The sequence below is a fragment of the Paenibacillus sp. PsM32 genome (genome assembly GCF_030433815.1).
GTDB lineage: Bacteria > Bacillota > Bacilli > Paenibacillales > Paenibacillaceae > Saccharibacillus > Saccharibacillus kyungheensis.
In genome coordinates, this window is the sequence record NZ_JARUWY010000007.1 from 213,499 (window position 1) to 240,236 (window position 26,738).

At 39.6% G+C, this 26,738-nt stretch carries 29 protein-coding genes; 12 read left to right on the plus strand and 17 right to left on the minus strand.

The features are described from left to right. Window positions 1–4: 4 nt before the first annotated feature. Window positions 5–310 (minus strand): MTH1187 family thiamine-binding protein, encoded by a 306-nt coding sequence (locus QCD85_RS15245; protein WP_273614657.1) that lies wholly within the window; start codon window positions 308–310, stop codon window positions 5–7. A gap of 366 nt (window positions 311–676) precedes the next feature. On the opposite strand from QCD85_RS15245, the gene QCD85_RS15250 reads away from it, so the two are divergent. The 6 genes from QCD85_RS15250 to QCD85_RS15275 all read left to right on the plus strand — a co-directional run bounded on the left by QCD85_RS15250 (window position 677) and on the right by QCD85_RS15275 (window position 7,530). Then, window positions 677–2,671 (plus strand): anaerobic ribonucleoside triphosphate reductase, encoded by a 1,995-nt coding sequence (locus QCD85_RS15250; RefSeq protein ID WP_301263136.1) that lies wholly within the window; start codon window positions 677–679, stop codon window positions 2,669–2,671. Next, a complete protein-coding gene (gene nrdG, locus QCD85_RS15255; RefSeq protein ID WP_301263137.1) occupies window positions 2,668–3,225 on the plus strand; it encodes an anaerobic ribonucleoside-triphosphate reductase activating protein in 558 nt (185 codons plus the stop codon). Before QCD85_RS15250 ends, nrdG begins: the two co-directional genes overlap by 4 nt. A 300-nt stretch (window positions 3,226–3,525) precedes the next feature. After that, window positions 3,526–4,356, plus strand: coding sequence for a TerC family protein (locus QCD85_RS15260; RefSeq protein ID WP_204826480.1), 831 nt, complete (start codon window positions 3,526–3,528; stop codon window positions 4,354–4,356). Window positions 4,357–4,363: 7 nt separating this feature from the next. Then, window positions 4,364–4,993 carry a DedA family protein gene (locus tag QCD85_RS15265; RefSeq protein ID WP_273614654.1) on the plus strand — a complete coding sequence of 210 codons (630 nt, stop codon included), beginning with the start codon at window positions 4,364–4,366 and terminating at the stop codon, window positions 4,991–4,993. Window positions 4,994–5,445: 452 nt separating this feature from the next. Then, window positions 5,446–7,032, plus strand: a complete 1,587-nt coding sequence (locus tag QCD85_RS15270; protein ID WP_301263138.1) for a methyl-accepting chemotaxis protein — start codon at window positions 5,446–5,448, stop codon at window positions 7,030–7,032. A 51-nt stretch (window positions 7,033–7,083) separates the two neighbouring features. Continuing rightward, window positions 7,084–7,530: a chemotaxis protein CheW gene (locus tag QCD85_RS15275; protein ID WP_301263139.1), complete on the plus strand. Its 447-nt coding sequence runs from the start codon at window positions 7,084–7,086 to the stop codon at window positions 7,528–7,530. Here the strand turns inward: QCD85_RS15275 and QCD85_RS15280 are convergent. The 3 genes from QCD85_RS15280 to QCD85_RS15290 all read right to left on the minus strand — a co-directional run bounded on the left by QCD85_RS15280 (window position 7,514) and on the right by QCD85_RS15290 (window position 10,453). Further along, window positions 7,514–9,142: an NAD(P)H-hydrate dehydratase gene (locus tag QCD85_RS15280; RefSeq protein ID WP_301263140.1), complete on the minus strand. Its 1,629-nt coding sequence runs from the start codon at window positions 9,140–9,142 to the stop codon at window positions 7,514–7,516. The two genes, QCD85_RS15275 and QCD85_RS15280, sit on opposite strands and share 17 nt — an antisense overlap. Before the next feature lie 158 nt (window positions 9,143–9,300). Next, window positions 9,301–9,933, minus strand: a complete 633-nt coding sequence (locus QCD85_RS15285) for an NAD(P)-dependent oxidoreductase (RefSeq protein ID WP_273614650.1) — start codon at window positions 9,931–9,933, stop codon at window positions 9,301–9,303. A gap of 73 nt (window positions 9,934–10,006) precedes the next feature. Further along, a complete protein-coding gene (locus QCD85_RS15290; protein WP_273614649.1) occupies window positions 10,007–10,453 on the minus strand; it encodes an Rrf2 family transcriptional regulator in 447 nt (148 codons plus the stop codon). Between the two features lie 302 nt (window positions 10,454–10,755). Here QCD85_RS15290 and QCD85_RS15295 point away from each other — a divergent pair, with 302 nt between their 5' ends. After that, a complete protein-coding gene (locus QCD85_RS15295) occupies window positions 10,756–11,586 on the plus strand; it encodes a hypothetical protein (RefSeq protein WP_301263141.1) in 831 nt (276 codons plus the stop codon). A gap of 131 nt (window positions 11,587–11,717) precedes the next feature. On the opposite strand, the gene QCD85_RS15300 is transcribed toward QCD85_RS15295, so the two are convergent. The 6 genes from QCD85_RS15300 to QCD85_RS15325 all read right to left on the minus strand — a co-directional run bounded on the left by QCD85_RS15300 (window position 11,718) and on the right by QCD85_RS15325 (window position 18,122). Continuing rightward, window positions 11,718–12,791 carry a lactonase family protein gene (locus QCD85_RS15300; RefSeq protein ID WP_301263142.1) on the minus strand — a complete coding sequence of 358 codons (1,074 nt, stop codon included), beginning with the start codon at window positions 12,789–12,791 and terminating at the stop codon, window positions 11,718–11,720. Window positions 12,792–12,870: 79 nt separating this feature from the next. Next, window positions 12,871–13,944, minus strand: a complete 1,074-nt coding sequence (locus tag QCD85_RS15305; protein ID WP_301263143.1) for an AbrB family transcriptional regulator — start codon at window positions 13,942–13,944, stop codon at window positions 12,871–12,873. After that, window positions 13,941–14,669, minus strand: a complete 729-nt coding sequence (locus tag QCD85_RS15310; RefSeq protein WP_301263144.1) for an MBL fold metallo-hydrolase — start codon at window positions 14,667–14,669, stop codon at window positions 13,941–13,943. The genes QCD85_RS15305 and QCD85_RS15310 overlap by 4 nt, the downstream gene beginning before the upstream one ends. Before the next feature lie 100 nt (window positions 14,670–14,769). After that, window positions 14,770–15,849, minus strand: coding sequence for a GGDEF domain-containing protein (locus QCD85_RS15315; protein WP_301263145.1), 1,080 nt, complete (start codon window positions 15,847–15,849; stop codon window positions 14,770–14,772). Between the two features lie 182 nt (window positions 15,850–16,031). Continuing rightward, complete coding sequence (locus tag QCD85_RS15320) at window positions 16,032–16,661, minus strand: nitroreductase family protein (protein ID WP_273614643.1); 630 nt, start codon at window positions 16,659–16,661, stop codon at window positions 16,032–16,034. 249 nt (window positions 16,662–16,910) lie between these two features. Next, window positions 16,911–18,122, minus strand: a complete 1,212-nt coding sequence (locus QCD85_RS15325; protein ID WP_301263146.1) for an amidase — start codon at window positions 18,120–18,122, stop codon at window positions 16,911–16,913. Between the two features lie 200 nt (window positions 18,123–18,322). Here QCD85_RS15325 and QCD85_RS15330 point away from each other — a divergent pair, with 200 nt between their 5' ends. Genes QCD85_RS15330 through QCD85_RS15340 form a run of 3 tightly spaced genes read left to right on the plus strand, consistent with a single transcriptional unit; the run spans window position 18,323 to window position 20,037 of the window. Next, complete coding sequence (locus tag QCD85_RS15330; RefSeq protein WP_273614641.1) at window positions 18,323–18,808, plus strand: Lrp/AsnC family transcriptional regulator; 486 nt, start codon at window positions 18,323–18,325, stop codon at window positions 18,806–18,808. Window positions 18,809–18,811: 3 nt separating this feature from the next. Then, the gene (locus QCD85_RS15335; RefSeq protein WP_301263147.1) at window positions 18,812–19,474 is read left to right on the plus strand and encodes a chromate transporter; all 663 of its coding nucleotides are present in this window, start codon (window positions 18,812–18,814) and stop codon (window positions 19,472–19,474) included. After that, window positions 19,474–20,037: a chromate transporter gene (locus QCD85_RS15340; protein ID WP_273614639.1), complete on the plus strand. Its 564-nt coding sequence runs from the start codon at window positions 19,474–19,476 to the stop codon at window positions 20,035–20,037. The genes QCD85_RS15335 and QCD85_RS15340 overlap by 1 nt, the downstream gene beginning before the upstream one ends. A 47-nt stretch (window positions 20,038–20,084) precedes the next feature. On the opposite strand, the gene QCD85_RS15345 is transcribed toward QCD85_RS15340, so the two are convergent. The 5 genes from QCD85_RS15345 to QCD85_RS15365 form a co-directional block, all read right to left on the minus strand. After that, entirely contained in the window at window positions 20,085–20,327 is a 243-nt protein-coding gene (locus QCD85_RS15345; protein WP_301263148.1) for a hypothetical protein, read from the minus strand. 263 nt (window positions 20,328–20,590) lie between these two features. Beyond that, the gene (locus QCD85_RS15350) at window positions 20,591–20,767 is read right to left on the minus strand and encodes a hypothetical protein (RefSeq protein WP_301263149.1); all 177 of its coding nucleotides are present in this window, start codon (window positions 20,765–20,767) and stop codon (window positions 20,591–20,593) included. 215 nt (window positions 20,768–20,982) lie between these two features. Next, the gene (locus QCD85_RS15355; protein ID WP_301263150.1) at window positions 20,983–22,113 is read right to left on the minus strand and encodes an S-layer homology domain-containing protein; all 1,131 of its coding nucleotides are present in this window, start codon (window positions 22,111–22,113) and stop codon (window positions 20,983–20,985) included. An 85-nt stretch (window positions 22,114–22,198) separates the two neighbouring features. Further along, a complete protein-coding gene (locus QCD85_RS15360; protein ID WP_273614637.1) occupies window positions 22,199–22,837 on the minus strand; it encodes a hypothetical protein in 639 nt (212 codons plus the stop codon). Further along, on the minus strand, window positions 22,834–23,391 hold the full coding sequence (locus QCD85_RS15365) for an RNA polymerase sigma factor (RefSeq protein WP_274171136.1): 558 nt from the start codon (window positions 23,389–23,391) through the stop codon (window positions 22,834–22,836). Before QCD85_RS15365 ends, QCD85_RS15360 begins: the two co-directional genes overlap by 4 nt. Before the next feature lie 288 nt (window positions 23,392–23,679). Here QCD85_RS15365 and QCD85_RS15370 point away from each other — a divergent pair, with 288 nt between their 5' ends. Then, window positions 23,680–25,026 carry an SMP-30/gluconolactonase/LRE family protein gene (locus tag QCD85_RS15370; protein ID WP_301263151.1) on the plus strand — a complete coding sequence of 449 codons (1,347 nt, stop codon included), beginning with the start codon at window positions 23,680–23,682 and terminating at the stop codon, window positions 25,024–25,026. A 121-nt stretch (window positions 25,027–25,147) separates the two neighbouring features. On the opposite strand, the gene QCD85_RS15375 is transcribed toward QCD85_RS15370, so the two are convergent. Then, the gene (locus QCD85_RS15375) at window positions 25,148–25,552 is read right to left on the minus strand and encodes a CBS domain-containing protein (protein WP_273614634.1); all 405 of its coding nucleotides are present in this window, start codon (window positions 25,550–25,552) and stop codon (window positions 25,148–25,150) included. Window positions 25,553–25,757: 205 nt separating this feature from the next. Here QCD85_RS15375 and QCD85_RS15380 point away from each other — a divergent pair, with 205 nt between their 5' ends. After that, window positions 25,758–26,180, plus strand: coding sequence for an Imm63 family immunity protein (locus QCD85_RS15380; RefSeq protein ID WP_301263152.1), 423 nt, complete (start codon window positions 25,758–25,760; stop codon window positions 26,178–26,180). An 88-nt stretch (window positions 26,181–26,268) separates the two neighbouring features. Here the strand turns inward: QCD85_RS15380 and QCD85_RS15385 are convergent, their stop codons facing one another. After that, complete coding sequence (locus QCD85_RS15385; RefSeq protein WP_273614632.1) at window positions 26,269–26,721, minus strand: Lrp/AsnC family transcriptional regulator; 453 nt, start codon at window positions 26,719–26,721, stop codon at window positions 26,269–26,271. Between the last annotated feature and the right edge of the window lie 17 nt (window positions 26,722–26,738).

Below are 26,738 nucleotides of genomic sequence, written 5' to 3' on the forward strand. Positions count from 1 at the left end.
TTTTTTAAGATTGTAGCTTTTGATTCACTGAATCTAACTTATATTGTGCTGATGTTGGATGATCCCGTCGATCATCAATTTTGATCGATGTGGATACACGCCCTGCTCCCTCTTGAAAAGGAGATTCATGCAATGCCAGAATCGCTTTCATCACATCTCCAATCTCACCTTCAATAATCGTACTCATCGGTGTTAGTTGTGTCTGTACACCTGTCTGCTCACTTAATACCCGTTGCATCTGCGCTACATAACTACTAATACTGGTACTTCCTGTTCCTAACGGAATAACAGTCACTTCAGCAATAGCCATTTTTGTATCCTCCTTTAATAAATTACACTCGTCTATTATATAGTTTACCCATTCTGCGGTTTGATGCATGTTTATCATCATTGCGATCGTTCATATATGACTACATACCCTTGCTTATCCAAAAGGTAAAGAGACAATTATCACTTACATAATCAATATATTGATATAAATTAATAAAGTGTTAACTAGATATAGATAATAATTGAAATAACGAATTATTTTAGAAATGTGATGATCTGTAGATAGACTTCACTTGATCGATATGTAATCTCTGTTACCCGACACCAGTTGTCTTTATGATGTCGGGTTTTGCTTTATCTGTGAGTTGGATTTTTATTTATATTCTAACGAGAGGAAGTGTGATTGATGTCTATTTTGACTCCACATACTAAATCAGCTTACATAACACCTCCTATATCATCCGAACTGCAATCGGTACTCGATATGGGCGAACATATTATTGAAGGTGAACACGAATCTGCACGTGAAAATGCTAATCTGAATGGAGCAAGCTTTTCTGGAAAAATGAGTCGGTTGGGTAGTGAGTATGCGAAATGGTATACCAAACGCCAGTTGTTACCTCAATCAATCGCTGAAGCGGTTGCCCAAAATCGTATCTATATTCACGATCTGGATCATTATGCTGTGGGTACCACGAACTGTATCTTTATTCCATTTGATAAATTATTGCGCGATGGATTCAGTAGTGGCAACGGTAGTCTACGGACACCTAATTCGATTATGACTGCTATGGCGCAAGTAGCGATTATTTTTCAATGTCAGCAAAATTCGCAGTATGGCGGTGTAGCAGCGAATAAGCTTGATTATGATCTTGCTCCTTATGTAACCAAATCGTTTCGCAAGCATCTACGTAAAGGATTTCGCTATTTTCAAGAAGAAAGCGAAATGGTTGAGACGATCGTTCAGAATGCAGTCATGGATGATCAAGTGTTAGCTACTGATTATCCGCGTGCATATCAGTATGCTCTTGAAGAAACCAAAGTCGAGACACTGCAAGCGGCAGAAAGTCTTATCCATAATCTTAATACAATGTCCAGTCGTGGTGGCGGACAGATTCCATTTACCAGCATTAACTATGGCACATGTACATCGACAGAAGGACGATTAATTGTGCAATGTCTACTCTCTGCAACCGTACGTGGATTAGGTCATGGAGAAACACCGATTTTCCCTATTCAGATTTTCAAATGTAAACAAGGGGTGAATCAACAAGCTGGTGAAGTTAACTATGATCTGTTTCTACAAGCGATCGATTGTTCGGCTCGTCGTCTTTATCCTAATTTTGCAAATCTGGATGCTCCAATCAATCGAGAACATGAAATTTCAGGTCAACCAGATACTGAATTTGCAACAATGGGTTGTCGTACACGTGTAATGGCAGATCGATTCGGACGCAATCATCTGTCTGGCAAAGGCAATCTTTCTTTTAATACGATCAATCTTGTAAAATTAGGCATCGATTATGGAATCACCGGACAGCGATCGGTTGCCGATGAGCAAGGGTTTTATCGAGAACTTGATGAATATATCGAACTTGCGGCTCAAGGGCTGTTGCACCGTTACCGTCTTCAAGCATCTCAACCTGCCAAAGCGTCTGACTTTATGATGCGTGAAGGGGTATGGGAAGGTGGCGATCTGCTTGCGCCTGATGATCGTGTAGAAGACTGTATTAAGCATGGTTCATTATCAATTGGCTTTATCGGACTTGCCGAATGTATGAAAGCTTTGTACGGCAAGCATCACGGGGAAAACGATATGGTATATGAGCAAGCACTCTCACTGATTGCTTATATGAGAACAGCTTGTGATGCGCTTAGTGAACAATATAATCTTAATTTTTCATTGATGGCTACGCCAGCAGAAGGATTATCCGGCAAATTCGTTAACATTGATCGTGAATATTATGGTTCGATTGAAGGAGTAACTGATCGCGAGTATTATACTAATTCTTTTCATATCCCTGTCTATTATTCGATTACAGCCGCTCGCAAAATCCAGCTAGAAGCACCTTTTCACCATTATTGTAATGCAGGAGCCATTTCATATATAGAATTAGACGGTAACGCTCGTCACAATGTCAAAGCCATGTACCAGATTATTCAATATGCGCTGGCTCAACAGATCAGCTATTTTAGTATCAATCATCCGATTGATCGGTGTACTGGTTGTGGACATGAAGGCATTATCGGAAGTCATTGCCCTGCGTGTGGTGTCTCTGAATTAGAAGTACCTATCGCCCGTTTGCGCCGTGTCACAGGATATCTAACTGGTGATTATCAGACTCGATTTAATCCTGCCAAGCAAGCTGAAGTGCGGGATCGGTTGAAACATTCACGATGAATATCTGCGGTTATATTCCCGAGTCGGTCAATGAAGGCGATGGATTACGAGCTGTTATTTTTATCAGTGGTTGTAGCCATGGTTGCAGTGGTTGTTTTAGCAGACACACCTGGTCGTTTCAAGCAGGCGAACGATTCACAGACAAGCTACAGCAACAACTGATAGACGAAATGAAGCAAAATCCTTTGTTAGACGGATTAACGATAGCTGGAGGAGATCCTTTCTTCTCCGCTATCGAAGTGTCTGCTTTTGTTCAACAAGTGCGTCAGCAGATTCCTGATTTCTCAATCTGGATCTATAGCGGATACACATGGGAACAATTAATCCAATCATCTGTAGAGGGTGCGGTTTCTTTGCTACATCTATGCGATGTACTGATCGATGGCAGATTTATAGAGCAACAACGCGATGTTTCTTTGCGTTACCGGGGAAGTCGTAATCAGCGAATTATTGATATTCAGCAAAGCATAATACAGAACAAACCTATTTTATGTCAATCCAGTGATATGTACGATAATAATGCTGATATCAACGCTATGACTACATTAACATAATTGACTTATTTTCTTAAATTGCTTATGATTTGTTTAGCAAGATAATGGTTAAGTAAGAATTGTAAGAGATTTACTAACCACATAACTCTATATTCCTGTTAAAGGGGAGTAGCTGTACAGGCAAAGTCGTCATTACGGGATTTATCCCCGGTTTTGCTTGGCAATGATAAACATTGTTAGCGAGACCTTTACCATGTTTTGGTGAAGACTCGTTATTTTTCGGGAGACCTTTACCAATCATGGTAAAGGTCTTTTTTATATACTAACGCACAAAAAAACGAGATTTAGGGAGGCAATTCTATGGATGTAGCATTGTTATTGGAGTACGGATGGGTATTACTTGTACTGATCGTACTGGAAGGTCTGCTCGCAGCAGATAACGCTTTGGTACTCGCAATTATGGTTAAGCATTTACCTGAAGAAGAACGTAAAAGAGCATTGTTCTATGGATTATTCGGTGCATTCGTTTTCAGGCTAGGTTCATTATTTATTATTTCGTTCCTTGTCGATGTATGGCAGGTTCAAGCGATTGGTGCATTGTACCTTCTGTATATCGCGTTCAATCATATTATTCGTAAAATTATTTCCCATCGTTCCAAAATTGATCAAGCTGCTGAAGAACCAGGGCCAGACGGTAAGCCTAAAAAGCAATCTGGTTTCTGGATGACGGTATTCAAAGTCGAAGTTGCTGATATTGCTTTTGCTGTCGATTCTATTTTAGCGGCTGTTGCTCTTGCTGTAGCATTGCCTGCAAGTGGATTGCCTGCGATCGGCGGTATGGATGGCGGACACTTTATCGTTATCTTCTTGGGTGGATTTATCGGTCTAATCATTATGCGTTTTGCTGCTTCTTATTTCGTGAAATTGTTGCAAAGTCGTCCAGGTCTAGAAGTTGCTGCGTTTGTTATCGTAGGTTGGGTAGGTGTGAAGCTTGCGGTTATCACTCTTGCGCATCCAGCACTAGGTGTATTGCCTGAGCATTTCCCTGAAAATACGATCTGGAAATTATCGTTCTATATTGTGCTTGTAGCGATCGCTGTCTGCGGTTGGTTGTTATCAAGCAAAGTGGAAGTGAAAGACGAAGACAATGCTGTACGTGAAGTCGAAAAAGAGATTAAAGAAGATCTATAATTAACTTATGCATGAATGGTTAATAGGTCTGATCGAAGGATTCAAAAGTCTGGGCTATGTTGGCATTGCATTAGCCCTGACCTTCGAATTCATCCCGGCAGAGTTAGTTCTTCCACTCACCGGCTTCTGGATATATGAAGGTGATTTCAATATGATTCTGGTAATTCTAGCAGGTACGATCGGTGGTGTAACCGGTCCGTTAACATTATATGCACTGGGTCGTTATGGAGGCAGACCGCTAGTTCTGCGCTTCGGTAAATACTTTTTAGTTCGGGAAAAAGAAATCGTCAAAGCCGAACAGTTTTTTGAAAAGTATGGTAGTGGCGTAGCCTTCTTCGGCAGATTTATTCCCGGTGTACGTACCGCAGTATCGATTCCTTGCGGGATGGCAAATATGAATGTCTGGAAATTCAGTATTTATACATTTGCAGCTATGTTACCGATCACCAGTCTATATGTATATCTAGGCTATAAATTAGGCCCGCGCTGGGAAGAAGTAGGTCCACTCGCTTCTCAATATTTAACACCTGTAGCGATTGTGATTCTTGTTGTTCTAGCGGCATGGATCGGTTGGAAGTGGTTAAGTGCTCGCCGAAAAAAAGCGAATACTTCCTCTACTGAACGTGATGCTGAATAAATAATATATCAAGAAAGCGTCTGTTGAATCTCGAAATGTATCTTATTTCGATGATCTACAGGCGCTTTTTTTGTATAGATGCTACAACGATAGAAATGGGTCATGCAGATATTTTAGAAAATGTATAGACTGCCAAAATCAGTCCTGCACAAGATTGTGGTATTTATAAATCGCTATTTTGAAAAAAGCCTTTATAGACAAGGTTTATAGCCTCTACAGCCAGCAGATAGATGTATATATTTTGGACGATGTATTTTTCACAATTGAATTGTTATCCACTTATTTACATAATTTATTTACAAAAAATTGAAAAATAGTATTAATAATTGTAATTTATAAGACGACATAGTAAGTATAAACGCTTATTTTGCATAAATACGAAAATAAGCTGCTTTTAAAATTTGATCGATGTAATTGATAATCAAATTACATATCGATATGGAGTGGATAAAATGAGAATAGGTGCTAATTTTCAAACATTTACTAAATTAATTGCTGCTTTTATCTTAGTGGCATTGATTGTAGCGGCTATCGGTTTGTATGGTTTGAATAATCAGAATCGGATGAACGAAAGTGTAAACGGTTTGTACAATAACAATCTAGTATCCATGCAAGCCTTATCTGCTGCCGAGTTGTCTTTGCAAAAAATGCGTGTCGCTTCACGAGATATTGCTTTAACCGCAGATGATGTTGCGAAGAAAAAAGTTGTAGATTCTATTCCTGACCTTATTACCGCTGTTCAAAAAAACATGTCCCAGTACAGCAACACCCCGTTATCTGATCAAGAAAGAAACGAATTGCAAAACTTCAATAAATTCTGGGCAAATTATAACGATGTCTACAGCCAAGCTGTGAATCTAGCAGAGAACTCAACGCCAGCCGAATTTCAGACGTATGTTCAAAACAGTGTCGTTCCGGCAGGTACAGATATGTATGATAGCATTGCCAAATTGAACCAAATCAATGAGCAAACTGCAGATGCGGCTAACAATAATGCCAAAGCCATTTTTGCAAGTGCTAAGTTCTGGACGACTTTATGGATTGTTGTGGCGTTCTTATTCTGTATTTTATTAGGAACGATCATTTCTCGTATGATCAGTGTGCCATTAAAACAGATTAGTCGCTTGCTTAAACAAGTAGCAGCTGGTGATCTACGTGAACAATCCAACCTGACTGGTAAAGATGAAATCGGACAATTAGCGATTGCTGCTAATGATATGACTAACCGTCTAAATGGTCTAATTGCAGATATTATTGAATCTGCTCAAAGTGTAGCGGCTACTTCGGAAGAAATTTCGGCAAGTACAGAAGAAATTGCTGGAAGCAGTGCTAATCAATCGCAATCAGCTCAATCGATCGCTCAATTGTTTAAAGATATGTCTATAGCTATTGATGATGTGGCTCGCAGTGCAGAACAAGCGGCTGAACTTTCTAATACTACCGTAGAAAAAGCACAACATGGTGGTCAAATTGTGGATCAAGGTACACAAGCGATTCAAGAAGTAACTCAGCAAATGTCCAAACTTGAGAATGATTCTACTCGTATCGGCGATATTATCGAAGTCATTGATGAAATTGCTGATCAAACTAATCTGCTTGCTCTCAATGCAGCAATAGAAGCCGCTCGTGCCGGTGAACAAGGTCTTGGCTTCGCTGTAGTCGCTGATGAAGTACGTAAGCTAGCAGAACGCAGTAGCGCTGCGACCAAAGAAATTACAGGCATTATTCGCTCTATGCAGACCAATATGAAACACAGTATTGAAGCGGTAAATAGCAATGCAGAACACTCTGTATTAACGAGCAATGCTTTTGAAGATATTGTGCATCGTGTCAGTGATTCTTCACTCAAAATCAATGGTATTGCCGCAGCTAGTGAACAACAAAGTGCTCAATCTGTCGATGTAATGCATTCTGTTAATGAAATTGCAGCCGCTACAGAAGAAGTAGCATCTGCTTGTGAACAAACAGCTTCTTCTTCGCAGACACTGGCTCATTTGGCAGATCAACTTCATTCATCTGTAAACACGTTTAAAATTTAATTTGTAATGTAGGTTAGTCGGTAAATAACAAAAAAATTGGAGGTCCTACTTATGATCAGATCGTCCGACCAATATATTGAATGTATGGCTGATAGTCAACGGATCGCTCTGCCTATTCATGGGGTACAGGAAATTATCCGTTTTGAGTTATTTACCCCTACCCCACAATCCGATCCGCAAGTATTAGGAACGATTAGTTGGTATGGAAATACATTGCCTGTGGTTCGTTTGCAGACCAATCAGGCAACTAGCCATACTAATGAACGTGCACAAATATCAGCTACAGCACGCATTTTAATTTTACGCCAGCATAATCAAGCTATCTTAGGCTTATATGTAGATCGAGTATGCAGAATCGCCACATATCCTCAACATCTATGGATAGCTACGTCTACATACCCTTGGATTACACGTTGTGTAGAAGAAGACTACACGCATATTTCATTATTGGATATTCATTGCTTGAATCATACATTCGGACTTACAACGACTCGATAAGATCACCTGCAAGTAAAGAAGCAGGATTGCCTGTACGTTGATACGCGGCAACTTCACCAGCATGACCATGTAAATGCACACCAAATGTGGCGGCTTGTATGCCGCTTAATCCTTGAGCTAGCAATCCTACGATGATACCTGTTAACGCATCTCCAGACCCGCCTGTAGCCATTCCCGGGTGTCCGGTAGTATTTACGAATACTTGTCCTTCTGGCGAAGCAATAACCGTTCTAGCGCCTTTGAGCACTAACGTAATATGATGCTTCATTGCAAATTCACGAGCTATGCCGATTCGGTCACGCTGTACTTCCGGTGTAGAGATGCCTGCTAATCTAGCCATCTCTCCCGGATGTGGAGTTAGGACAGTATCGGCTTTTCGCTGTTGCCATGTAGATAATCCATCTGCTTCAGCAATCATATTCAGACCATCTGCATCTAACACAAGCGGTTGGTCGGTTTGCTCCCATAGCGTCTGCAACCATGCTCCATCCTGTTCAAATCGACCTAGTCCTGGCCCTATTGCTAATACATCACATTTTTCTGCCAATGTTAAAATCGATGTTGCGCTTTTATATTCCCATTTCCCTTCTGCTCCTTCTACCGCAGGAGCAAGCATTAGTTCAGGTACATGCCCTGCAATATGGGGTAACAATGCTTGCGGAAGCGCCCATGTCACCAGTCCGCTACCGATACGTAATGCGGCTCTGGACGCAAGTAACCCTGCACCACTCATATTCATACTGCCACCTATAATAAGTACATGTCCGTAGGTTCCTTTATGTCCATCTACTGCCCGAGCACGTTCAGGATCGACTTCCAAAATATCCTCCAACACTTGCTCTGTGACCAAATGAGTATCCACTGCTAGCTTTTGAGCAGTAAACCGAGGAATACCAATATTACGCACAACGACATCGCCTGCTACTCCTGCTCCCGGGTATTGCACTAATCCACGTTTGAGAAAAGCAAGGCTTACAGTTAATGATGCTTGAATACAGGTATCTGCTACTTCGCCGGTATCTGCATTTAGCCCACTTGGAATATCTGCTGCGATGATTGGCTTACCGCTACAATTCGCCGCATGGATAATGGCATCGTACGGTGCACGTGGTTCTCCTTGACTCCCTGTACCCAAAAGCGCATCCACAATTCCTGTATACCCTTGCCAGCGGGATTCAGTCTCCCATTGTTCACTCCAGATATTCGATACAATACCAGAATATTGCGCTGCATCACGCTGGGTCGCTGCATCACCTGTTAATTCTGCCGGATCTTGAGCATATAGCACAGTCACTTGAATACCCGCATCTTGAAGATAGCGAGCAACGACTAATCCATCGCCTCCATTGTTTCCTTTGCCGACAAGAATAAGCCAGTGTTGCTTATGATCTTGAACGTTCCATGTATGGTCGTTACGAATCTGTCCTACTTTTGACAGACTTTTGCCAAAAGGAATATCCGCTTGTTCTTGCTTGGAAGTATTATTCCAATGAATCACTTCTTCAGCGATAGCTTTGCCAGCACTCTCCATCAGAGATAAAGCAGGTATTCCTAATTTCTGAATCGTATGTTGATCCAAATCACGCATTTCTTGTGCGGTCACAATATACATTATCTATTCGCTCCTCTATAGCTCAACGTGATAACGTTTGGCTTTGTTGATTTACTTTTGCAATCTATTTACTATGTATTAACCGTATTTGGTGCATAACAAAAACACCGCCTACCTAGACGGTGTTCTGATCAAGTATAGCAACAGCTCTATACCGTTTAGTATGCGACTGTAAAACGAGTGCGTGTAAATAAAGGATCAGCCACTTCATCAAATAAAGCTGCTGCATAATCTTCTACCGAGATGCGACTTGCTCCATCATCATCTGTGATCAGGCGATTGGTTCCGATACGGAAATTACCTGTCCGTTTGCCCGGTTCGATCCAACTTGCCGGACTGATATACGTCCAATCCAGATCGCTCTGGCTATAAATTTCGTAAGCATCGACATGAGCTTGTGCCAGCGGTCTAATTTCTGCTGGAAAATCAGGTGTATCCATCAAGCGTACACCCGGTTCTACTTCCAGACTTCCTGCACCACCAACGACTAGAAGACGCTGTACTCCTGCTCTTTTCATCCCTTCTACAATAGCACTCGCCGCTTCTGTTAGTTCGCCTTCATTTCCAAATTGAGGGCCATACGCGTTGATCACTACATCATGTCCTGAGACAACCGCTTCTACACTAATTGGATCAAGTACATTTAAGCTTATACCTTGTAGACGTTCTGTATTTTTATCGATTTTGGAAGAATCACGAGTAGCTGCTGTGATCTCATATTTACGTCGTAGTCCTTCTTGTACAAGGCGTTGTCCGATCGTTCCGGTTGCGCCAATAATAGCTATTTTCATTTGTGGTTCCATCCTTTCCGTCATGAGCGGTCTTTTCTTTTACATACCCGACTCAGCCGATGATGATTCAGTATTAGTTCTGGATCGCTTGACGAACCTGTTCCATTTCCTGCAAATCAGTTGTCACCTGCTTGAGTGTAATCTTTTCTAGCTCATGTTCCATAGCTCTCTGTGCCCGTTGAAATACGGTTTCAAGTTCTGCTTGAATATTACGTCCAATATCGCAATTGGGATTCGGATTCTCGTGAATAGCAAACAGCTCATCTTTGGCATCATTTTGTGCTGCACGATAAATATCCAACAAGGTAATTTCAGACGCAGGACGTGTCATTTGCGCTCCAGCTACTCCTGGCTGAGTACGAACAATACCTGCTTTGGCTAATTGACTAATCATCCGCCGGATCACAACAGGATTGGTATTCACACTTGAAGCAATCCATTCTGAAGTGATATGTCCATCACTTGCATCCAATAATGACAATGTGTGAATAGCCACAGCAAAACGGCTATTATATGCCATACATGTACACCCCTTCTTTATCTGTTTATGATCATTTGATCAAGTTATATGAGACTCATCTATATAAGAATGATTTTTGTGAAAAATAAAACCAGCACTACACTTCAAAAAGCATCTTATTTCAAGCACTTATATACTATAGTATACATCAAAGAGTTATACTTCTAAAAGAAAGTTACTCTGTTGTAGAAAGAATTATTGTCAGGACACTTATTCTGTAATAACCATTTTGGTTAAGGATAAGATGTACGCACAAAAAACGATATATGCAAGTATGGATGATAGCTAAAGGAGTGAATCTGTTGGATTGGTCTATGTTACTGCGTTCTCATGCTCTCGGATTATATATGGTCGGGATGATAGGACTGTTGGCTTTTGCAGTTGTGTATGGATTTACAGCCAAGCAACGTAAATATAGAGATGATGAACGTATGCGCCGGATTCAAAATAGTCTGGATCGATTAACCCGGGCAGCCGGAGAAATCTATCCAGCTATTATGAACAAAAATCATAGTGCTCATACAAATCAAACTGCTTTCCCTGTTCCTGCTGAAAGTGTACTGGCTTGCAAAGCCGCTACGTATGCTTCTGATGAATTGTTAGAGCGAATTGATCAGTATATGGAAGAACGAGATCGTAAAAGTCTGGTGTTACTTTATCGTACGTTAGATAGTGATATTCGCCGCTTAACTCGTGAGCGCAAAATGGTACTGGCTCGTGGTGAACATCCACGTTGGGGATTATTGTTATGGCTAACAATTCGACCAGCTATCCCTTTTATCGTTATTATTGCTGAATCATTATTACTATGGAATCTATGGCATGATCTATCTACCGCTATGTCTGTGCTACCTTCTTCTGTAGCATTATTTGCTATTTTGCGCTTTATCTCTTGCACAGGAGCTTTGATTGTACTGTATGCTGTCATTACAGCTGATTTTCGTGAAAATGCGCGCAGATTGGTATTTATTTGGTTAGCTTTGTTGATTAGCGGATTATGCTTTATACATATATTCAGTCTTCAAGCCGCTCCTTATCTACTGATTGCCCAGATTCTTATTTTTGTGACCGGATTCCGTTTTACCCGGGAACCCAAGCGCAAAGAACGTCCTTTTGTAGGCGAATACGAGTAAGATTATTATCGCAAGCAAAAACACTTCAGTTATAGAGCAGATACAGTCTGCTTATACTGAAGTGTTTTTTATTATAAAGTATGATTTATAGCGTATTGATTGCTAGTGATAGCATAGCGTCAATCAATCGTTTATTGTCCACCAGGTTCTGGTTGTTCAGCCATTACACATACTGGACGACTCAGTGTTAATTCATTGCCTGTGATCAACAATTTACCCGTATCCGCTTCAATCGCAAATTGTACAATATTGTTGCTATCCTGATTGCTGACGAGAATATATCCACCCGGTACGACAGCAACATTACGAGGTGTTTCTCCTTTGACAGGTACCCATTCGATAGGCGTTAATGCGCCTGACATTTCATCGATATTATAATGCACTAGACTGTTATGCCCACGATTTGAAGCATAGACAAAGCGTCCGCATGGAGAGATACGAATATCTCCGCCTGTATTTTCACCTGTAAAGTCTTCTGGCAATGTCGATACATGACCAATAATCTCTAATTGACCATCTTCTGGATTACGACCATATGCTGTTACAGTACTATTCAGCTCATTGATTCCATAAGCTAATTGTCCGTTAGGATGGAAAATTAAATGACGGGGACCTGATTCTGCGGGCAGCTCAGTAGCCCCTTCTTCTGTTAATGTCCCATTATCTTCTAACCGATATGTAAATACCTTATCCAACCCTAGATCAGATACATACACATGATGATTATCCAAAGAAGCCACAGCAGAATGTGGATGTGGCGCATCTTGACGATCTGGATTAGTGCCACTTCCAGTATGTTTGACTTCACCTGTCATTTCAGCCAAAGCGCCTTGATCCCCTACAGCAAACACATTAACATTTGCACCTGTATAATTCGATGCTACTAAATGCTTACCATCTGGAGTCAATTGCACATAACAAGGAGCGCCTCCACCTGTAGACTTGCGATCTAACAAATGAAGTTCACGCGTTTCTGGATTGATTGTATACGTTAAAATTTCACCTTCATCTTTTTCACTAGCGGCATATAATGCAGTGCTGTCTGTCGATAATGCAAGATACGAAGGATTTTCAATACCTTTGATCCCACCAACCAGACGCAATTCACCTGTATCTGTATTCATTACTGCGGTCTGAATACCTACTTCTTCTTCACTTGCGTACGTACCGATATAGAACCAGACTTCATTTTCAAAAACAGACATGATTATATCCCCTTTCAGATCATCAACTGGATAAAGACTTCCTCTATCTTATAACGACCCCGAGAAGGGATTGAATCATTTATCTAGCAATTCGCCGGAAAATCAGCTTTAATAGCGGTGGCACAGCAAGAAAAATAAACAATGTTCGAAATAACTGATAACAGCTTACGGTCGCGATATCTGCACCTACTTCATGTGCAATAATACTCATCTGATCCATACCGCCTGGCGCCATACTCAACATTGCTGTAGCTGGAGATACGTGATGCCATTTCATCAATATAAAAGCAAGTATGCATGCAAATAGCAACAGCACAATCCCACTGCCGATTGCTAGACCAATCATCTGTATTTTGTTGGTTAACAGTTCAGGCTTGAGCATAAGACCGATAGAACTACCGATCAATAATTGAGCGATATCTAACATCGCAGACGGTAACACTGGTGCAGAGATACCAGCAAATTGAATCATCGCAGTAGTGATCATCGGTAACAAAATAAAGGCGGTTGGAAAATGAATCTTTTTCCCGAGTAGCGCCATACCTGTACATGCTATAGCAAATAAAAAGATATTGGGAAACAGCCCATTCCAACTGGCTGTTGAATGTTCTAACGCCTGTGTCACCATCTCCATATCCACACCGAAAATAGGGCTAAATATCAATAATGGCACAAAAATAATAATCATCATTAAGCGAGAAACCTGAAGAAAAGTAACGACTGTGATATCGATTCCTTTCACTTCTTCGGCTAGAACCACCATCTGGGTCAAGCCACCTGGAATACTACCTAATAAGACAGTAGGAAAAGAAACACCAGAAATTTTGAAAATGATATACGCTGTAAGCAAAGCAAACAAAATCAGCAATGTAGTTAAGCCGATCATAGAAGGCAATTGTCCGCCAATCTGTTGCAAAGTTGCCGCAGTTAATGATAATCCAATCGAATAACCGACAATAATCATGCCTGCATTACGTGCTGCTCCCGGCCATAGCGGTGGCATCGAAGGCCATAATTTAGAACCGATGAGAATAATAATCATCGGTCCTAGTAACCATGGAATAGGTAAATGAGCTACTTTAAATAACAATCCACCGATCAAAGCAAGTGCCAGTGTATACAACCATCTGATCCACGGCTTGGGCTTAATCACGAAGGATTCACTAACTCGTTAAGTCGTTGTTGAATATCTCCTTTAAACAATCCACCATGATAACAAACGATCGCTTCGATCGGAAGCTTCTGAAAAGCTCGCAAAGAATTTGTCGCTTGTTCCATATCTAATGTAAATGATGGATTTGGACCGTGTAATTCACCATTTTCTACAATCAGAGCATCTGCAGCGATAAGTGTTTTACTAGCGATATCATAAAAGCTAGTATGCCCTGGCGTATGTCCCGGTGTATGTATTACTTGTAGTCCTTCACCGAAAGGCAGAACTTCATTTCCTTGTAATACATGGTTCACATGTTCAGGTGTATCGGTTGAAAATACGCTACGAAACGATTTTTGGATCGATTCTGGAAATTGTTCTAACATGGAATTAATTCGTTCAGGATTCGCTTTGGAAAAAGGTTCTGTACCGTTAATAGCACCTACATTTTGCGCATGAGTATACACATCTAACGTACCTGAAGCAGCTTCTAAAAATTGTGGAAAACTTCCAATATGATCGAGATCATCATGAGTCAAAATCACCGATTGAACAGGATAAGCTGGATCGATCTGCTCAATAATCTTGTCGTAACAACCAGGCACTCCAGTATCAAACAATACAGCTTGATTGTCTGCATAGATAACGACAGGATGAATCACCATTTCATGTTCACCCATAGGTACTTTAATTTCTAACATTTCGATATGATCTGCAATTTTCATAAATAACCCAGAGCCTTCAATAAGAACTCTGGTTCACCTCCTTATTGTGTATAAATCATAAAAGTCACTGCTTCTTATATCCAACCATTCTAGTCCGTTCTCAAACAGCATATATTCTGTTACGTCCTTGATGCTTCGCTTCATATAAAGCTTCATCCACTTTATCGAGCATCAGATTAGACTTTGTATCTGGAAAAGTAGCTACACCGATAGAAACAGTAATTGCTAATAAACGATTATTTGGCAATACAAATTCATTTTGTTCGATCAAGATACGCAACTTTTCAGCGATATGAATAGCATGATCACGAGTGCATGAGTTCAAAATAATAATAAACTCTTCGCCACCTTTACGAGCGCAGACATCCCCGGAGCGTACAAAATCTTGAAGCAATTCTCCGATTTGAGACAATACCGCATCTCCGCTACTATGTCCGTACGTATCGTTAATCGCTTTGAAATGATCGATATCTAGCATCAATAACGACATGTTTTTTTGATGGGCTTTGGCATAATTCAGCGTTTCTTCAAATAAAGCTTCAAAAGCACGAGGGTTATGCAATCCTGTTAGATGATCGCGATTAGCCAACTCTTTGAGTAGTACAAATAAATGATTGGAACGTGTAAGATACACAAGGATAATATAGGTAAATAATCCGCCTACCAAAAATACAATTAAAATCGTAATAAATTGCCAGAATATACGGGTCTGTAATGTGAAATAAAATAAAATAGAAGGCAAAATCATCGAACAACAAATAATGATCAACCAGCGGCTCAAAGATACCCGATAATCTCCTTTAAGCAAAAAAGAAGATAAAATCCAGGCAATCATAACAATACTTGCTCCTACAACTAATACGTCTATATTACCATATTCAAAAAACAAAACGCGACCTGAGATAATAATCAAAGTTGCAATCAGACCGGCTACACTGCCTACCGTATAGACAGCTCCAATAACTGCAAGTGCTCTCAAGTCAATTAGTATATGACTTTCAGGTAAATGAAATCCCCATAAAATAAGAACCAGACCAAATAATCCATACGTTATACCTGCTAGACTGATAAACAGTCGTTTACGATTTTCAAATTTATTACGAATTTTATTTAAAAGCAAATTGCCTAAAAATAAAAATGTTGATGTTAATGTTAAATTATTAATTAAGTCAATCGCCATAAGATTTACTTTCACATCCTATTACATTTCTTTTATGCTCTATCTTATATTTCGACATATAGCGCTAAAAAGTTCACAGTAGTGAGCCAAATTTAACGCTATTTGGATATTTAATTGATAAATATAGAAAAAGCCTGGCAATAAATCGCCAGGCAGAGCATATAAATAGGAATTTTTTTAATTTAGAATGAGTTTTTGATAATAGCTTCACTTAAATCAAAACGCCCAGAAGCATAAGCAGGTTTAGCTGCTTTACCTACACTGATTAAGATGGTAGGAATATAACGAGCCGGTACATTGAAATGCTCTACAAATTTATTTTTATCGAATCCACCCATAGCACAAGTATCATAACCAAGTGCTTTTGCTGCAAGCATTAAGTTCATCGCTGCAAAAGAAGAATTGATATTCGCGCTATCGCGTGCTACTTCTGCACTTTGATAAGCTCCATTAATTTGACCTACTAATGAATCACGAATTTCTTGAGTCATTGCTCCTGCTTCAACAGCTCCATCATAGATTGTTCCTGCATTTTTGTTCGCTTCTAGATCACCTAGAATAGCAACTACAAAAGAACTATCTGCTACTTGAGATTGGTTGTAAGCGATTGGCAACAATTCTTGTTTTTTCGCTTGATCATCAATCACAAGGAATTTCCAGTGTTGTAGGTTCCAAGCAGAAGGAGCATCATTAGCAGCTTGCATAATCGTATCTATATCTTCTTGTGGAATTTGGTATCCTTTTTCGTACGATTTTACAGAATGGCGTTGCTCAATAACCTGAATAGTTTCTGGCTTAATTGCATTAGACATGGGTGTATTCTCCTTTTGGATGGGGGGTTATAAAACATATCAACTAACATAATTTCATTTTTGAATTAAGTAATATTTAGTAACTATCTATATAATTCATTGTTATTGTAATAGATATACTAACAGCTTGTCAACATATGTTAAATAGTATGAAATAGGCTGTTTACTTTAGTAAAATTAAATAAGCTCTCATCCAAAATCTTTTGTAGGATCTAAGGATTTTTGATGTAGAGCTTATCCTATATTCAGTTATTTTTGTAACGTGTCTGCCCAGTCTTTGACCCATTGTAGTAAACGGATATCTTGACCTTTGCCTGCAATAATAGATAAGCCTATAGGTGCTCCTTGTAAAGTAGCTACAGGAATAGTGATCTGTGGCAGACCGGATAGACCAGCAATACACGATAATTGCATCGTTTGAGAACGACGACGTTCATTCGCTTCTCCTTGAATATCCAATGAAGGGGCTGAACTTGTCGCTGTTGGCAAAACAAGTAATTGATGAGTATCTAACAATTGATGCAGACGCTCACTAACTTGCTGTTTGAGAGCAAAAGAATGTTGATTCTCTTCTGCACGCAAAGTCGAAGCCCAATCAAACCGATCTGCTATATCTTTGCCAAATACAGGCTGTGCTGTTTGAATCCATTCTTCATGTTCTTGCCAGATCTCTAGCGCTTGAATCGTGCGGAAAGCTGTCATCCATGCAGATAATCCTTCAGGAGCAATTTCTGTCCATGATGTGCGACCGTTAGTGTTTGTCATATGATAGGTGATCTGCTCCAACGATTTTTGCAAAGCCTTACGTGTCTCCGGTTCTGCCAGAGCCCATGCTTCTTCTGGAAAATAAATATGATCAAATGCAGACTGCTCTGCCTCTTCTTCTGAATCATGGATCAATACTTTGCCGACTTCTAATAACACATCGGCAGAATTAGCCATCCATCCCACTGTATCAAACCCCGGTGCAAGTGGAATCACTCCATCAATAGGAACCAGAGCATGCGTAGGACGCATTCCATAAATCCCACAATACGACGAAGGAATACGCACCGAACCCCCTGTATCTGTGCCGATAGCGAAATCTCGCAGTCCAGCTGCTACTGCTACAGCAGAACCGCTCGATGACCCTCCTGGAATACGATCTGTCGCTTGTGGATTCGTAGGAGTGCCATAATGTATATTTTGTCCATTCAAACTATACATCAACTCATCGGTATGAGTCGTTCCTTGAAGCATAGCTCCTGCTTCGAGCAATCGCTGGATCGCCGATGCAGTCTGCGTTGCAGGTGAATGAGTACGTAACCAATCTGGATTACCTGCGCTAGAAGTATGACCTGCAAGTGCAAATACATCTTTGACTCCGAACGTCCATCCCGATAATGGCCCTTGTACCGCTAGAGGCGAAGATGAAGTCATCGTCAATTGTTCATTCATAAAGGCATTCCATGTTGATCCCATATCTATTCCTCCTACCGATAACATTTCTGTATATCACTACATCGCCGCGTAAGCTTTGTGTAAGTGAATTTTGATTTTTATGTTGAAAACGATTTTTAATCATTATATATTTAAACATATCGTAAATGAAAGAGTTATTTTTTGATCAAAATGAAATAAAATAAACGATAGATATTACATACAAGGAGGCACACTTATTTATGAACCACCACCGTTCTACATCCGATAATCAACCGGTTGATATTGATGAGATCGATCGCAAAATCATTACGATTTTGAATAAAAATGGTCGCATCTCTTATACCGATCTTGCTAAAGATATTGGGTTATCTCGTGTAGCTGTGCAAGCACGAATTAATGCGTTGATCGAAAATGAAGTGATCGAACGATTCACTGCTGTGATTAATCCTGCCAAAATTGGGATTACGGTTTCTGCCTTTTTTAATGTAGAAGTAGAGCCCAAGCATCTACAAGAAACGGCTGATCAATTAGCAGAAGAACCTTTTGTAACCAGTCTTTATCATATGACAGGTCCGAGCAAATTGCATATGCATGGATTATTTATGGACAATCAAGAAATGGAATCGTTTCTTAAAGACAAATTATACAATATGCCTGGTATTATGAGCGTGGACTGTCAAGTGTTGATCACCCGTTACAAAAGCCGGATGGGAATGAGGTTGTAATACATGAGTACTGAACCGACAACACCTTCAGAACATAGCTCAACTGCTCCTTCTTATCATAAAGCCACTTATCGTGAATTATCATGGGCCATGGTGCGTACCGGTATTCTCGGTTATGGCGGAGGGCCTTCGGTTATGCCGCTGTTCCGGTATGAAGCAGTTACTCGTTATCGCTGGTTAAGTGATGATGAATTCGGTGAAATTCTGGCGCTTGGGAATGCATTACCCGGGCCGATTGCGACCAAGATGGCGGCATACCTGGGTTATCGTGGCAAAGGAGTCCTAGGCGCTATTCTAGCAGTCATCGCTCATATTCTCCCTTCTTGCCTGGCGATGATCGTCTTGTTATCTGCGGTGTCTTACTTGAGCCATTCCAAAATCATTCAAGGAATGATTGCTGCTGTAGTGCCTGTCATTGCTGTTATGCTCGGTGTTATGGCGTATGAATTTGGTGAAAAAGCTGTAAAAGGGTTAGGAATCAAAGTAGGGATCGGACTGTTTATCGTTGCTTTTATTTTACTGCAACTGTTGAGCGTTCATGCCGCTATAGTGATTGCATTATTTTTAGCATATGGAGCGGTTCATTTCAAATTTGTACAATGGTTAAAAGATCGACGCAATCCACCTAATCCGCCTGTGAAGAAAACCGAAGGCGGTGAGTCTTAATGCATACATTCACGATTGAATGGGTCGAATGGCTACGGTTATTCTGGGGATTCTTTCTAGCCAATGTACTCGGTTATGGTGGTGGCCCTGCTTCTATTCCGTTGATGTACAACGAGATTGTCACTCATTATCACTGGTTAGACGATAAGACATTTTCGAATGTGCTGGCACTTGGCAATACACTTCCCGGGCCGATTGCAACCAAGATTGCGGCATTTGTTGGTTATGATGTATCTGGGATAGGCGGTATATTTATTGCGTTATTCGCAACGATCGTGCCTTCTGCGGTTGCATTGATTTTACTACTTAATTTATTGCAAAAATACCGTACTTCTCCTGTAGTCAAAGGATTAACATTACTTGTTCAGCCTGTTATCGCTGTAATGATGGCTGTACTGACATGGCAGTTAACCGCCGGTTCTTTTGTCTCGATAGGTATCTGGCAAAGTCTTGGTATTGCTGTCGTCGCCTTCTGGGCGATGCAAATTCGTAAAATCCACCCTGCTTTTGTGATTCTAGCGGCTTTTGTCTATGGCGCATTAGTTCTTCCGAACTTTATTTGAATATCAAAAAGGACGGTATAGATTATCTATACCGTCCTTTTTATTAATTACTTTTCTTTAGATGTAATTGACCATATTAGATACACAATTCCTAATATTATAAATAATATAGGAATAATAAGTGAATAAGGTTGAGGAACGTATTCTAATCTAGTCTCAATTAAACTATCTGACATACCACTTACTTTAAACGTAAGTGCTGAAGCTACTAAAAAACGAATTGCATCTTTGAAAATAAACAATAATAAACCTAACGATAGAAAAATAACACCTGCACTACGTTTATTCATTAAGTCCTCCCGTTAAACACAAAATAATATTAATAGTTTGGTAAAGTAGTTGACTCTTTAACTGTATATACTCCATCAGGAAGTTTTGTTGTTTTTTAGGACCATAAATATTTAAATTTTTACTAACTGAGCTAATTAATGTTTTAGATCCAGTATCGGTAATATTATAAGTATTTGTTGTAAGTGTACCGTAAGAATAAGTCATTATTGGATAGAAATCCATCCAAGCATACTTTCCTTTAGGAATAGATTGAGTTATTGAATCATCTCCACTTTGAGATTGGAGTTATTTTTCCGTCCGTTACTGTGAATGCTTTAACAATTTCTACATTATCCTTATAAGAGTTCGCATGATCTTCAGAATCTGCTTTTACTGGAACTGCTGTTGTCATATCTAATGTTATGCTTATTGCTAATGTAATACCTGCTACTTTCTTCATCAAGTTCTCTTCAAAACCATATTTTCCCCTTCCATATGTTAACATATAAATATATAGTAAACAATTTTAATTATAATCAACAAAAATATACTTTATTAATATAAAAAAACGACTGTATCTTATCTACAGTCGTGTTTTTTTTACTATTTTTATTTTTTATATGGAATATTTATGTTTTAACTTAGTGCGCTGTTTCTTCCTGCTTTGTGTGTGTTTTAAACATCTCCGAGATTACTTGCAAATTGAAAAGCATAGCCGTAATTTGTATTCGCTTTGAATTGTTGCAATTGATCCGCTGTTAGATAGGCACCTACATACGTGTAATCTACTTTTTGCAAATTCCCTTCATATGTCCATGCTTTAGCAAAATCAATATCATAATTCAATCCTTGTAGACGTTTTACTTCTGCTTGTACTTCTTTGCTATTGGTATCTAAAGGAGTTCCATTTGAGAATAAATCGATCGCTACAAAATACTTCACATCTTGTCCTGCATATTGATCCAAAGCCATTTTTACTGTTCGAACGTATAGTTTTTCTCCGTCAGTTGGTGTGGCATAACTTTCAGATACCATACTTCCATTATTCGGCTGAGTCACAGGATTAGACCCTTTTTCTTCATGTGGTAATACATCAATCGTAGTTTGTTGGCCTTTCATTTTGTCCTGTGCACTTTTGTTCAGATAGTCTAATGCATCATAAAGAATAACGGCTGCTTCTGCGCGTGTGATTTCTTTTTGTGGGTACAAGTTTTTGCTGCTATCTAGCTTCACGATACCAAGTGCAATCGCTAATTGAGAGGAATCCAACATAGCAGGATCTAATTTGTCGATATCTTTGATATCCGGTGTAATCACATCAATAGCTGGCATTTTTCCTACTGTTTGTAAGGCTGTCATCACATAATCGATATATTGTTCACGTGTAATCTTTGTTGTAGGATTAACAGATTTAGGAATATCTACACCGTTTTGATAAGCATCACGAAAAGCATCGGTATACCATGCATTGTCTTTAGCAGATGGGAATACTGTAGATAACTTTTGATTATCTTTCAAAGCAATTACGCCTGTTTTGGCATCTAGTTTGAATCCTTTTACGATAAACTGAATCGCTTGTGCCTGTGTTAAAGAGGATTGCGGAGCAAATGCTGTATCACTTAATCCATTCAGAATGTGTTGGTCATGTAATTTCACAATTTTGTCTTGCCCGTTAACCCCTTTCAAATCTTGAAACGATGATGTTGTAGCAGCAAAAGATACACTTCCTAGCGATATTGATAAAATAGATGCAGATAAGATTGAAGTTACGATTTTTTTGTTCATTTTGTTTGTTTTGTTATTCATGGTAATTCCTCCTCGAATGTTTGAATCATAATGGCTTACACTATAAAAGACGACGTTTAGCAGATCAGGTTATTTTTGATTTCAATTATTTTTTAAAATTTATATGGATACCTTGATCAGCAGATACAGGCGATCCATCTCCATTGGTGGCAAAGTGGAATACATATCCATATTGAGTATTGATAGCAAAGTTTTTCAATTGATCGGCTGTAAAGTAACCAGCGATATACGAATAATTTACTTTTTGTTGATTGCCTTGATATGTCCATGCTGTCGCATAACCAACGTTATAATTCAGTGCTGTCAGACGTTCTAACTCGGCTTGAGCTTGTGGACTGTTGTACTCTACAGGATTCATATTGGCAAATAAGTCGATCGCTACAAAATATTTCACATCTTGCCCGGCATACTTGGTTAATGCTTGTTGTACTCCTGCATCATAGACTTTGCTTCCATTGGCTGGTGCAACCGTACTGCCTGACAAGACATCACTTGGAACGCCTTCTATATTTTGAATAACAGTTCCAGATGCAGTGTAGATCTGACTTTGTTCATTCCATACACTGGTAGCCATAAAGGCGATAATAACAGCCGCCGCGGCAAAAGCAACAGCGCTAGACCATTTCAGCCAATAGGTAGATTTCGGTTGACGGCGTGCTTCATATCGAGTCAATAACTCATCGTCAATCTGACCGATAGCACGATACAGTTGTTCACTATTCATAGATAGATTCCTTCCTCCATAAGATAAGCTTTAAGTTTGGTACGTGTTCGAAACAGACTGGCTTTGACATTGTTTTCTTTCATAGCAAATTGCTCTGCGATCTCTGCTTGTGACTGACTATACCAATACCTGGCTAAAAATAAATTACACTCCCGTTCAGGTAACGTATGCAGAAATCGATTGATCGTTTGACTCAAATCTTTTTCCAAAATAGCTTGTTCCACATCATGTTCAGAAGGAATACAATCATCCAGTTCACCTAAAATAATAGTCATTTCGCCACCACGCTTTTGAGCTTTTTTGGCTTTGAATTTATCCAGTGAAAGATTTCTGGTGATTCTGCCTACAAAAAAAGACAGCTTATTCGGTCGTTGCGGAGGGATCGCGTTCCATGTACGAAGCCATGTATCATTGACACATTCTTCCGCATCTTCAGAATCACTTAAAATGTTATAAGAGATCGTATAGCAATATCTTCCGTACTGACGGGAAGATTCGGTTATAGCTGATTCGTTACGTGTCATAAACAGTTCTACAATTTCGTTATCCTCCACCTGTATGCTCTCCTTTGTTATGAATACGCCCTTCACTTATACAGACGATAAATAAAGGGTCAGGTTATTTTTGAATATAAAAAAATATTATTAATTTCTTACTCCTTACAAATGTAATATAATTCCAATCAAAATAAAATTCATTTTGCTAATTGGTATCTGATTGTAGTGGGGCTATTTATATGTAACTATTTTCTTTTTACTGTAAAAAGAAGGATAATTATGTCTTGTAGAGAATGCTACCGTTAGGCTTACGATGCCAAATTAAAAGTACAGGAGGGATTATTTTTGAAAAAAAGCAAGTCGCTTGGCGTAATTGTTGCTATGACGGGGTGTCTGTTGTTCTCGCCATCGACAGGATGGGCAGCAGAAGCAGTGGATTCGGATATCCAAACAATTATTGAAGGCACAAGCACCCATTGGGATAGCCATTTGATCGGAAAAAGCCTATACAGCCCTTACGCGGTAGTAGCTACTCAGTTGGGCGCTCAAGCCACATGGAATGCTGAAAAAAATGTATTAACATTGACCAAAGGAAGTACTACATTTACGTTACATGAAGAATCTGCATCTGCTACTACCACCTCACCAGCGCACCATACACTACAGCTTGTAGGGGATAATGTACTGGTTCCTGTACGTGCGGTTTTCGAAGCTTTTGATTACAAAGTGGTCTATACTCCTGCTACTCGCTCTGTAAATATACAATCAGCGTCTACAGAGACCAGCAATCCTAACCCTAGTGTCACTTCAGACACTTACCGATCCGTATCGATTCTGGCAGACCTTGACCCAAGCACAGCGACAGGGCTACGGATTGAAGGCGTGATTGCTAATGAAGATAACCAAGTGTTTACTGTTGAAATGGGTAGTAAAAAGTTATATCGCATCGCCGCAGATACCGGACAGATCGATACATTGACTGAACTGCCACGTTCAGGTACAGGTATGGCGTTAGATACTGAAGGTAATCTGTATATTGCAAGCGGAGGCGAAGAAGGTCTTATTTATAGAATCAATGAAGAAGATTTATCTAGCGCTGCTTTTGATTCATCCAAAGTGGAAACGTATGCGAGTGGTGTGCCCGGAGCGAACGGATTAGCTTTTGATCGTAGTGGTAATCTATATGTCAGTGGCGGAGCAACCGGAGCGATCTACAAAGTATCTTCTAATGGACAAGTAAGTACGTATGCAAGTGGTATCTTGCCTACACGAGAAGAGCAAAAAATTGTAGTGAATGGTATTGCTTTTGGCACTGATGGGCAATTATATGTTAGTAATACCAGTTCTGGAGAAGTAAATCGCTTTGCAATCAACAATGATGGTTCTCTAGGTGAGCGCCAACTTGTTGCTCAAAGCCCGCTATTATATGGAGCAGACGGATTGAACTTTGGCCCTGATGGAGCGATCTATGTAGCGGCTAATGAACGTAATGCTATCTTACGTGTAAGCCTGAATGGACAGGTCAGCGATATCGCTAGCAATAATAACAATGGGCCTTTAGAATTCCCTGCCAGTCTTCATTTTGTAGGAAATACATTATATATTAGTAATTTTGATCAACCACGTGGAATCAATAATCCGAATGATCCCGGTATCGGCGCTTCGATTGCAACGATTGATTTTAGTCAATAATCTGGTTCTGGGTCATATAACAAATACAAGCCTAACTGCTTATTTGATAGGAGCAGTTAGGCTTGTATGATGTTGCAATCGTACATGATACATGGTTATACGATAAGTATCTACAGACTATTTAGTCTGTAATATTGTCATTATAGTATTCAATAATATCTTTACGGCGAATAATGCCGAGGAATATTCCTTTGGTATCTGTCACAGGTACAAAATTCTGATCTGCGGCAAGCGATAACATATCTTCCATTGCGGCTGTAATAATAACACTTTCATTGCGAACATGCTTTTGAATATCATAGACAGGAATCTCACGCATTTTTTCAAAATCAAGATTGCATGTATTTTTGAGTTTCCATAATAAGTCCCCTTCAGAAAGAGTACCTACATATCGTCCAGATTCATCGATAATCGGCAATGCTGTATAAAAATGACTTTCTAATATTTCTAATGCTTCAAACATCGAGATTGTCGAAGGAATATAAGCGACTTGTTCTTTCGGCAGTAAAAAAGAAGAGATTTGCATCTGCTGTAGACACTCCTTTGGCTATAAATTGTGATGTATATCTATTAAAACATACATATGACTAGATGTGAAAGCGATTGCAGGTTGAGATTTTGTAACTATTTGATGAGATTGAAGCAGTCATTCTGTTTATTTATACTATAATAGATACGACAAAATGACACCCGAGCTATACTCAAGCTCTAGAAATGAGGTTCTTGTTATCATGATCTATCAGGCCCATCAAATTATAGAAAAGATCACAGCACTACTTCAGAAAACAACGATCTATAATCAACAGCACCATATGAAATGGGTACGTGCTCCTTTTTTCGATCAAGAGCGATTTGAACTTTCTCCGTATGTTCAGATTACAGACGAAGGATATGTATTACAAATGTACGAACGCAATGTGCAAATGCTCAACAAACTTACGACCGATGTAGATGATGTGGTGTACTGGATTTTGGAAGATACGATTCAACTGATTCTACATACCGATCGATTACAGCGTCAACAGGATTCTTCTTATACAACTACAGATGAAATATCTATTGCAGAACAAGCCAATCAAGCCTTTTCTGAAATAGGTGGAATCTATGAACAATGGCATCATCAACATCGTCGCAGTACATTAGAGACGCCGTAGATACATCATAATCACTACCAGAACAGTGGATAGCACGCAAAAGGATCTTGTCTCTACAAGATCCTTTTTTGGCTAACACCAAACAACGTTAGATCGTTTGCTGATCTTTGCTCATAGTAGGTACAAGAGATTTGTGATCGATAGGAGAAGAAAGTGTGATTAACGTAGTGTATGAACCGTGGCTGGTAATGCAATTTTCGAACGGTTCCAAATCCATAATAGATGAGGTCACCACTTTGATCAAATAATTGTAATCTCCACTAACTCGATGACATTCTACGATCTGAGCCGTCTCCTGACAAAACTGAACAAACGATATTCCATCATTCGCGCGGAATAAATAATACGCTGTTGTCAATTTGCCAATCTTATCCGGTGCAACTATGGCTCTATATTGCTGAATCACTCCACTCTCTTCCATCCGACGTACTCGTTCCGTTACTGCCGGTTGAGACAGCCCTACTTCTTTCCCTAGTTCGGTCATTGAAATACGTGCTTGGGTTTGTAGACAGAGTAGAATATGTTGATCCACCTGATCCATGAATGTTCACTCCTTTA

Excerpts from the sequence above, each read along its gene's own strand:
- QCD85_RS15335 (WP_301263147.1), top strand. The coding sequence starts at position 18,812 with ATGAGTACTGAACCGACAACACCTTCAGAACATAGCTCAACTGCTCCT.
- QCD85_RS15250 (WP_301263136.1), top strand. The coding sequence starts at position 677 with ATGTCTATTTTGACTCCACATACTAAATCAGCTTACATAACACCTCCT.
- QCD85_RS15320 (WP_273614643.1), bottom strand. The coding sequence starts at position 16,661 with ATGTCTAATGCAATTAAGCCAGAAACTATTCAGGTTATTGAGCAACGC.
- QCD85_RS15355 (WP_301263150.1), bottom strand. The coding sequence starts at position 22,113 with ATGAATAACAAAACAAACAAAATGAACAAAAAAATCGTAACTTCAATC.
- QCD85_RS15280 (WP_301263140.1), bottom strand. The coding sequence starts at position 9,142 with ATGTATATTGTGACCGCACAAGAAATGCGTGATTTGGATCAACATACG.
- QCD85_RS15385 (WP_273614632.1), bottom strand. The coding sequence starts at position 26,721 with ATGGATCAGGTGGATCAACATATTCTACTCTGTCTACAAACCCAAGCA.
- QCD85_RS15260 (WP_204826480.1), top strand. The coding sequence starts at position 3,526 with ATGGATGTAGCATTGTTATTGGAGTACGGATGGGTATTACTTGTACTG.
- QCD85_RS15290 (WP_273614649.1), bottom strand. The coding sequence starts at position 10,453 with ATGGCATATAATAGCCGTTTTGCTGTGGCTATTCACACATTGTCATTA.
- QCD85_RS15345 (WP_301263148.1), bottom strand. The coding sequence starts at position 20,327 with ATGAATAAACGTAGTGCAGGTGTTATTTTTCTATCGTTAGGTTTATTA.
- QCD85_RS15315 (WP_301263145.1), bottom strand. The coding sequence starts at position 15,849 with ATGGCGATTGACTTAATTAATAATTTAACATTAACATCAACATTTTTA.
- QCD85_RS15340 (WP_273614639.1), top strand. The coding sequence starts at position 19,474 with ATGCATACATTCACGATTGAATGGGTCGAATGGCTACGGTTATTCTGG.
- QCD85_RS15380 (WP_301263152.1), top strand. The coding sequence starts at position 25,758 with ATGATCTATCAGGCCCATCAAATTATAGAAAAGATCACAGCACTACTT.
- QCD85_RS15300 (WP_301263142.1), bottom strand. The coding sequence starts at position 12,791 with ATGTCTGTTTTTGAAAATGAAGTCTGGTTCTATATCGGTACGTACGCA.
- QCD85_RS15350 (WP_301263149.1), bottom strand. The coding sequence starts at position 20,767 with ATGAAGAAAGTAGCAGGTATTACATTAGCAATAAGCATAACATTAGAT.
- QCD85_RS15375 (WP_273614634.1), bottom strand. The coding sequence starts at position 25,552 with ATGCAAATCTCTTCTTTTTTACTGCCGAAAGAACAAGTCGCTTATATT.
- QCD85_RS15270 (WP_301263138.1), top strand. The coding sequence starts at position 5,446 with ATGAGAATAGGTGCTAATTTTCAAACATTTACTAAATTAATTGCTGCT.
- QCD85_RS15310 (WP_301263144.1), bottom strand. The coding sequence starts at position 14,669 with ATGAAAATTGCAGATCATATCGAAATGTTAGAAATTAAAGTACCTATG.
- QCD85_RS15325 (WP_301263146.1), bottom strand. The coding sequence starts at position 18,122 with ATGGGATCAACATGGAATGCCTTTATGAATGAACAATTGACGATGACT.
- QCD85_RS15360 (WP_273614637.1), bottom strand. The coding sequence starts at position 22,837 with ATGAATAGTGAACAACTGTATCGTGCTATCGGTCAGATTGACGATGAG.
- QCD85_RS15330 (WP_273614641.1), top strand. The coding sequence starts at position 18,323 with ATGAACCACCACCGTTCTACATCCGATAATCAACCGGTTGATATTGAT.
- nrdG (WP_301263137.1), top strand. The coding sequence starts at position 2,668 with ATGAATATCTGCGGTTATATTCCCGAGTCGGTCAATGAAGGCGATGGA.
- QCD85_RS15275 (WP_301263139.1), top strand. The coding sequence starts at position 7,084 with ATGATCAGATCGTCCGACCAATATATTGAATGTATGGCTGATAGTCAA.
- QCD85_RS15245 (WP_273614657.1), bottom strand. The coding sequence starts at position 310 with ATGGCTATTGCTGAAGTGACTGTTATTCCGTTAGGAACAGGAAGTACC.
- QCD85_RS15285 (WP_273614650.1), bottom strand. The coding sequence starts at position 9,933 with ATGAAAATAGCTATTATTGGCGCAACCGGAACGATCGGACAACGCCTT.
- QCD85_RS15265 (WP_273614654.1), top strand. The coding sequence starts at position 4,364 with ATGCATGAATGGTTAATAGGTCTGATCGAAGGATTCAAAAGTCTGGGC.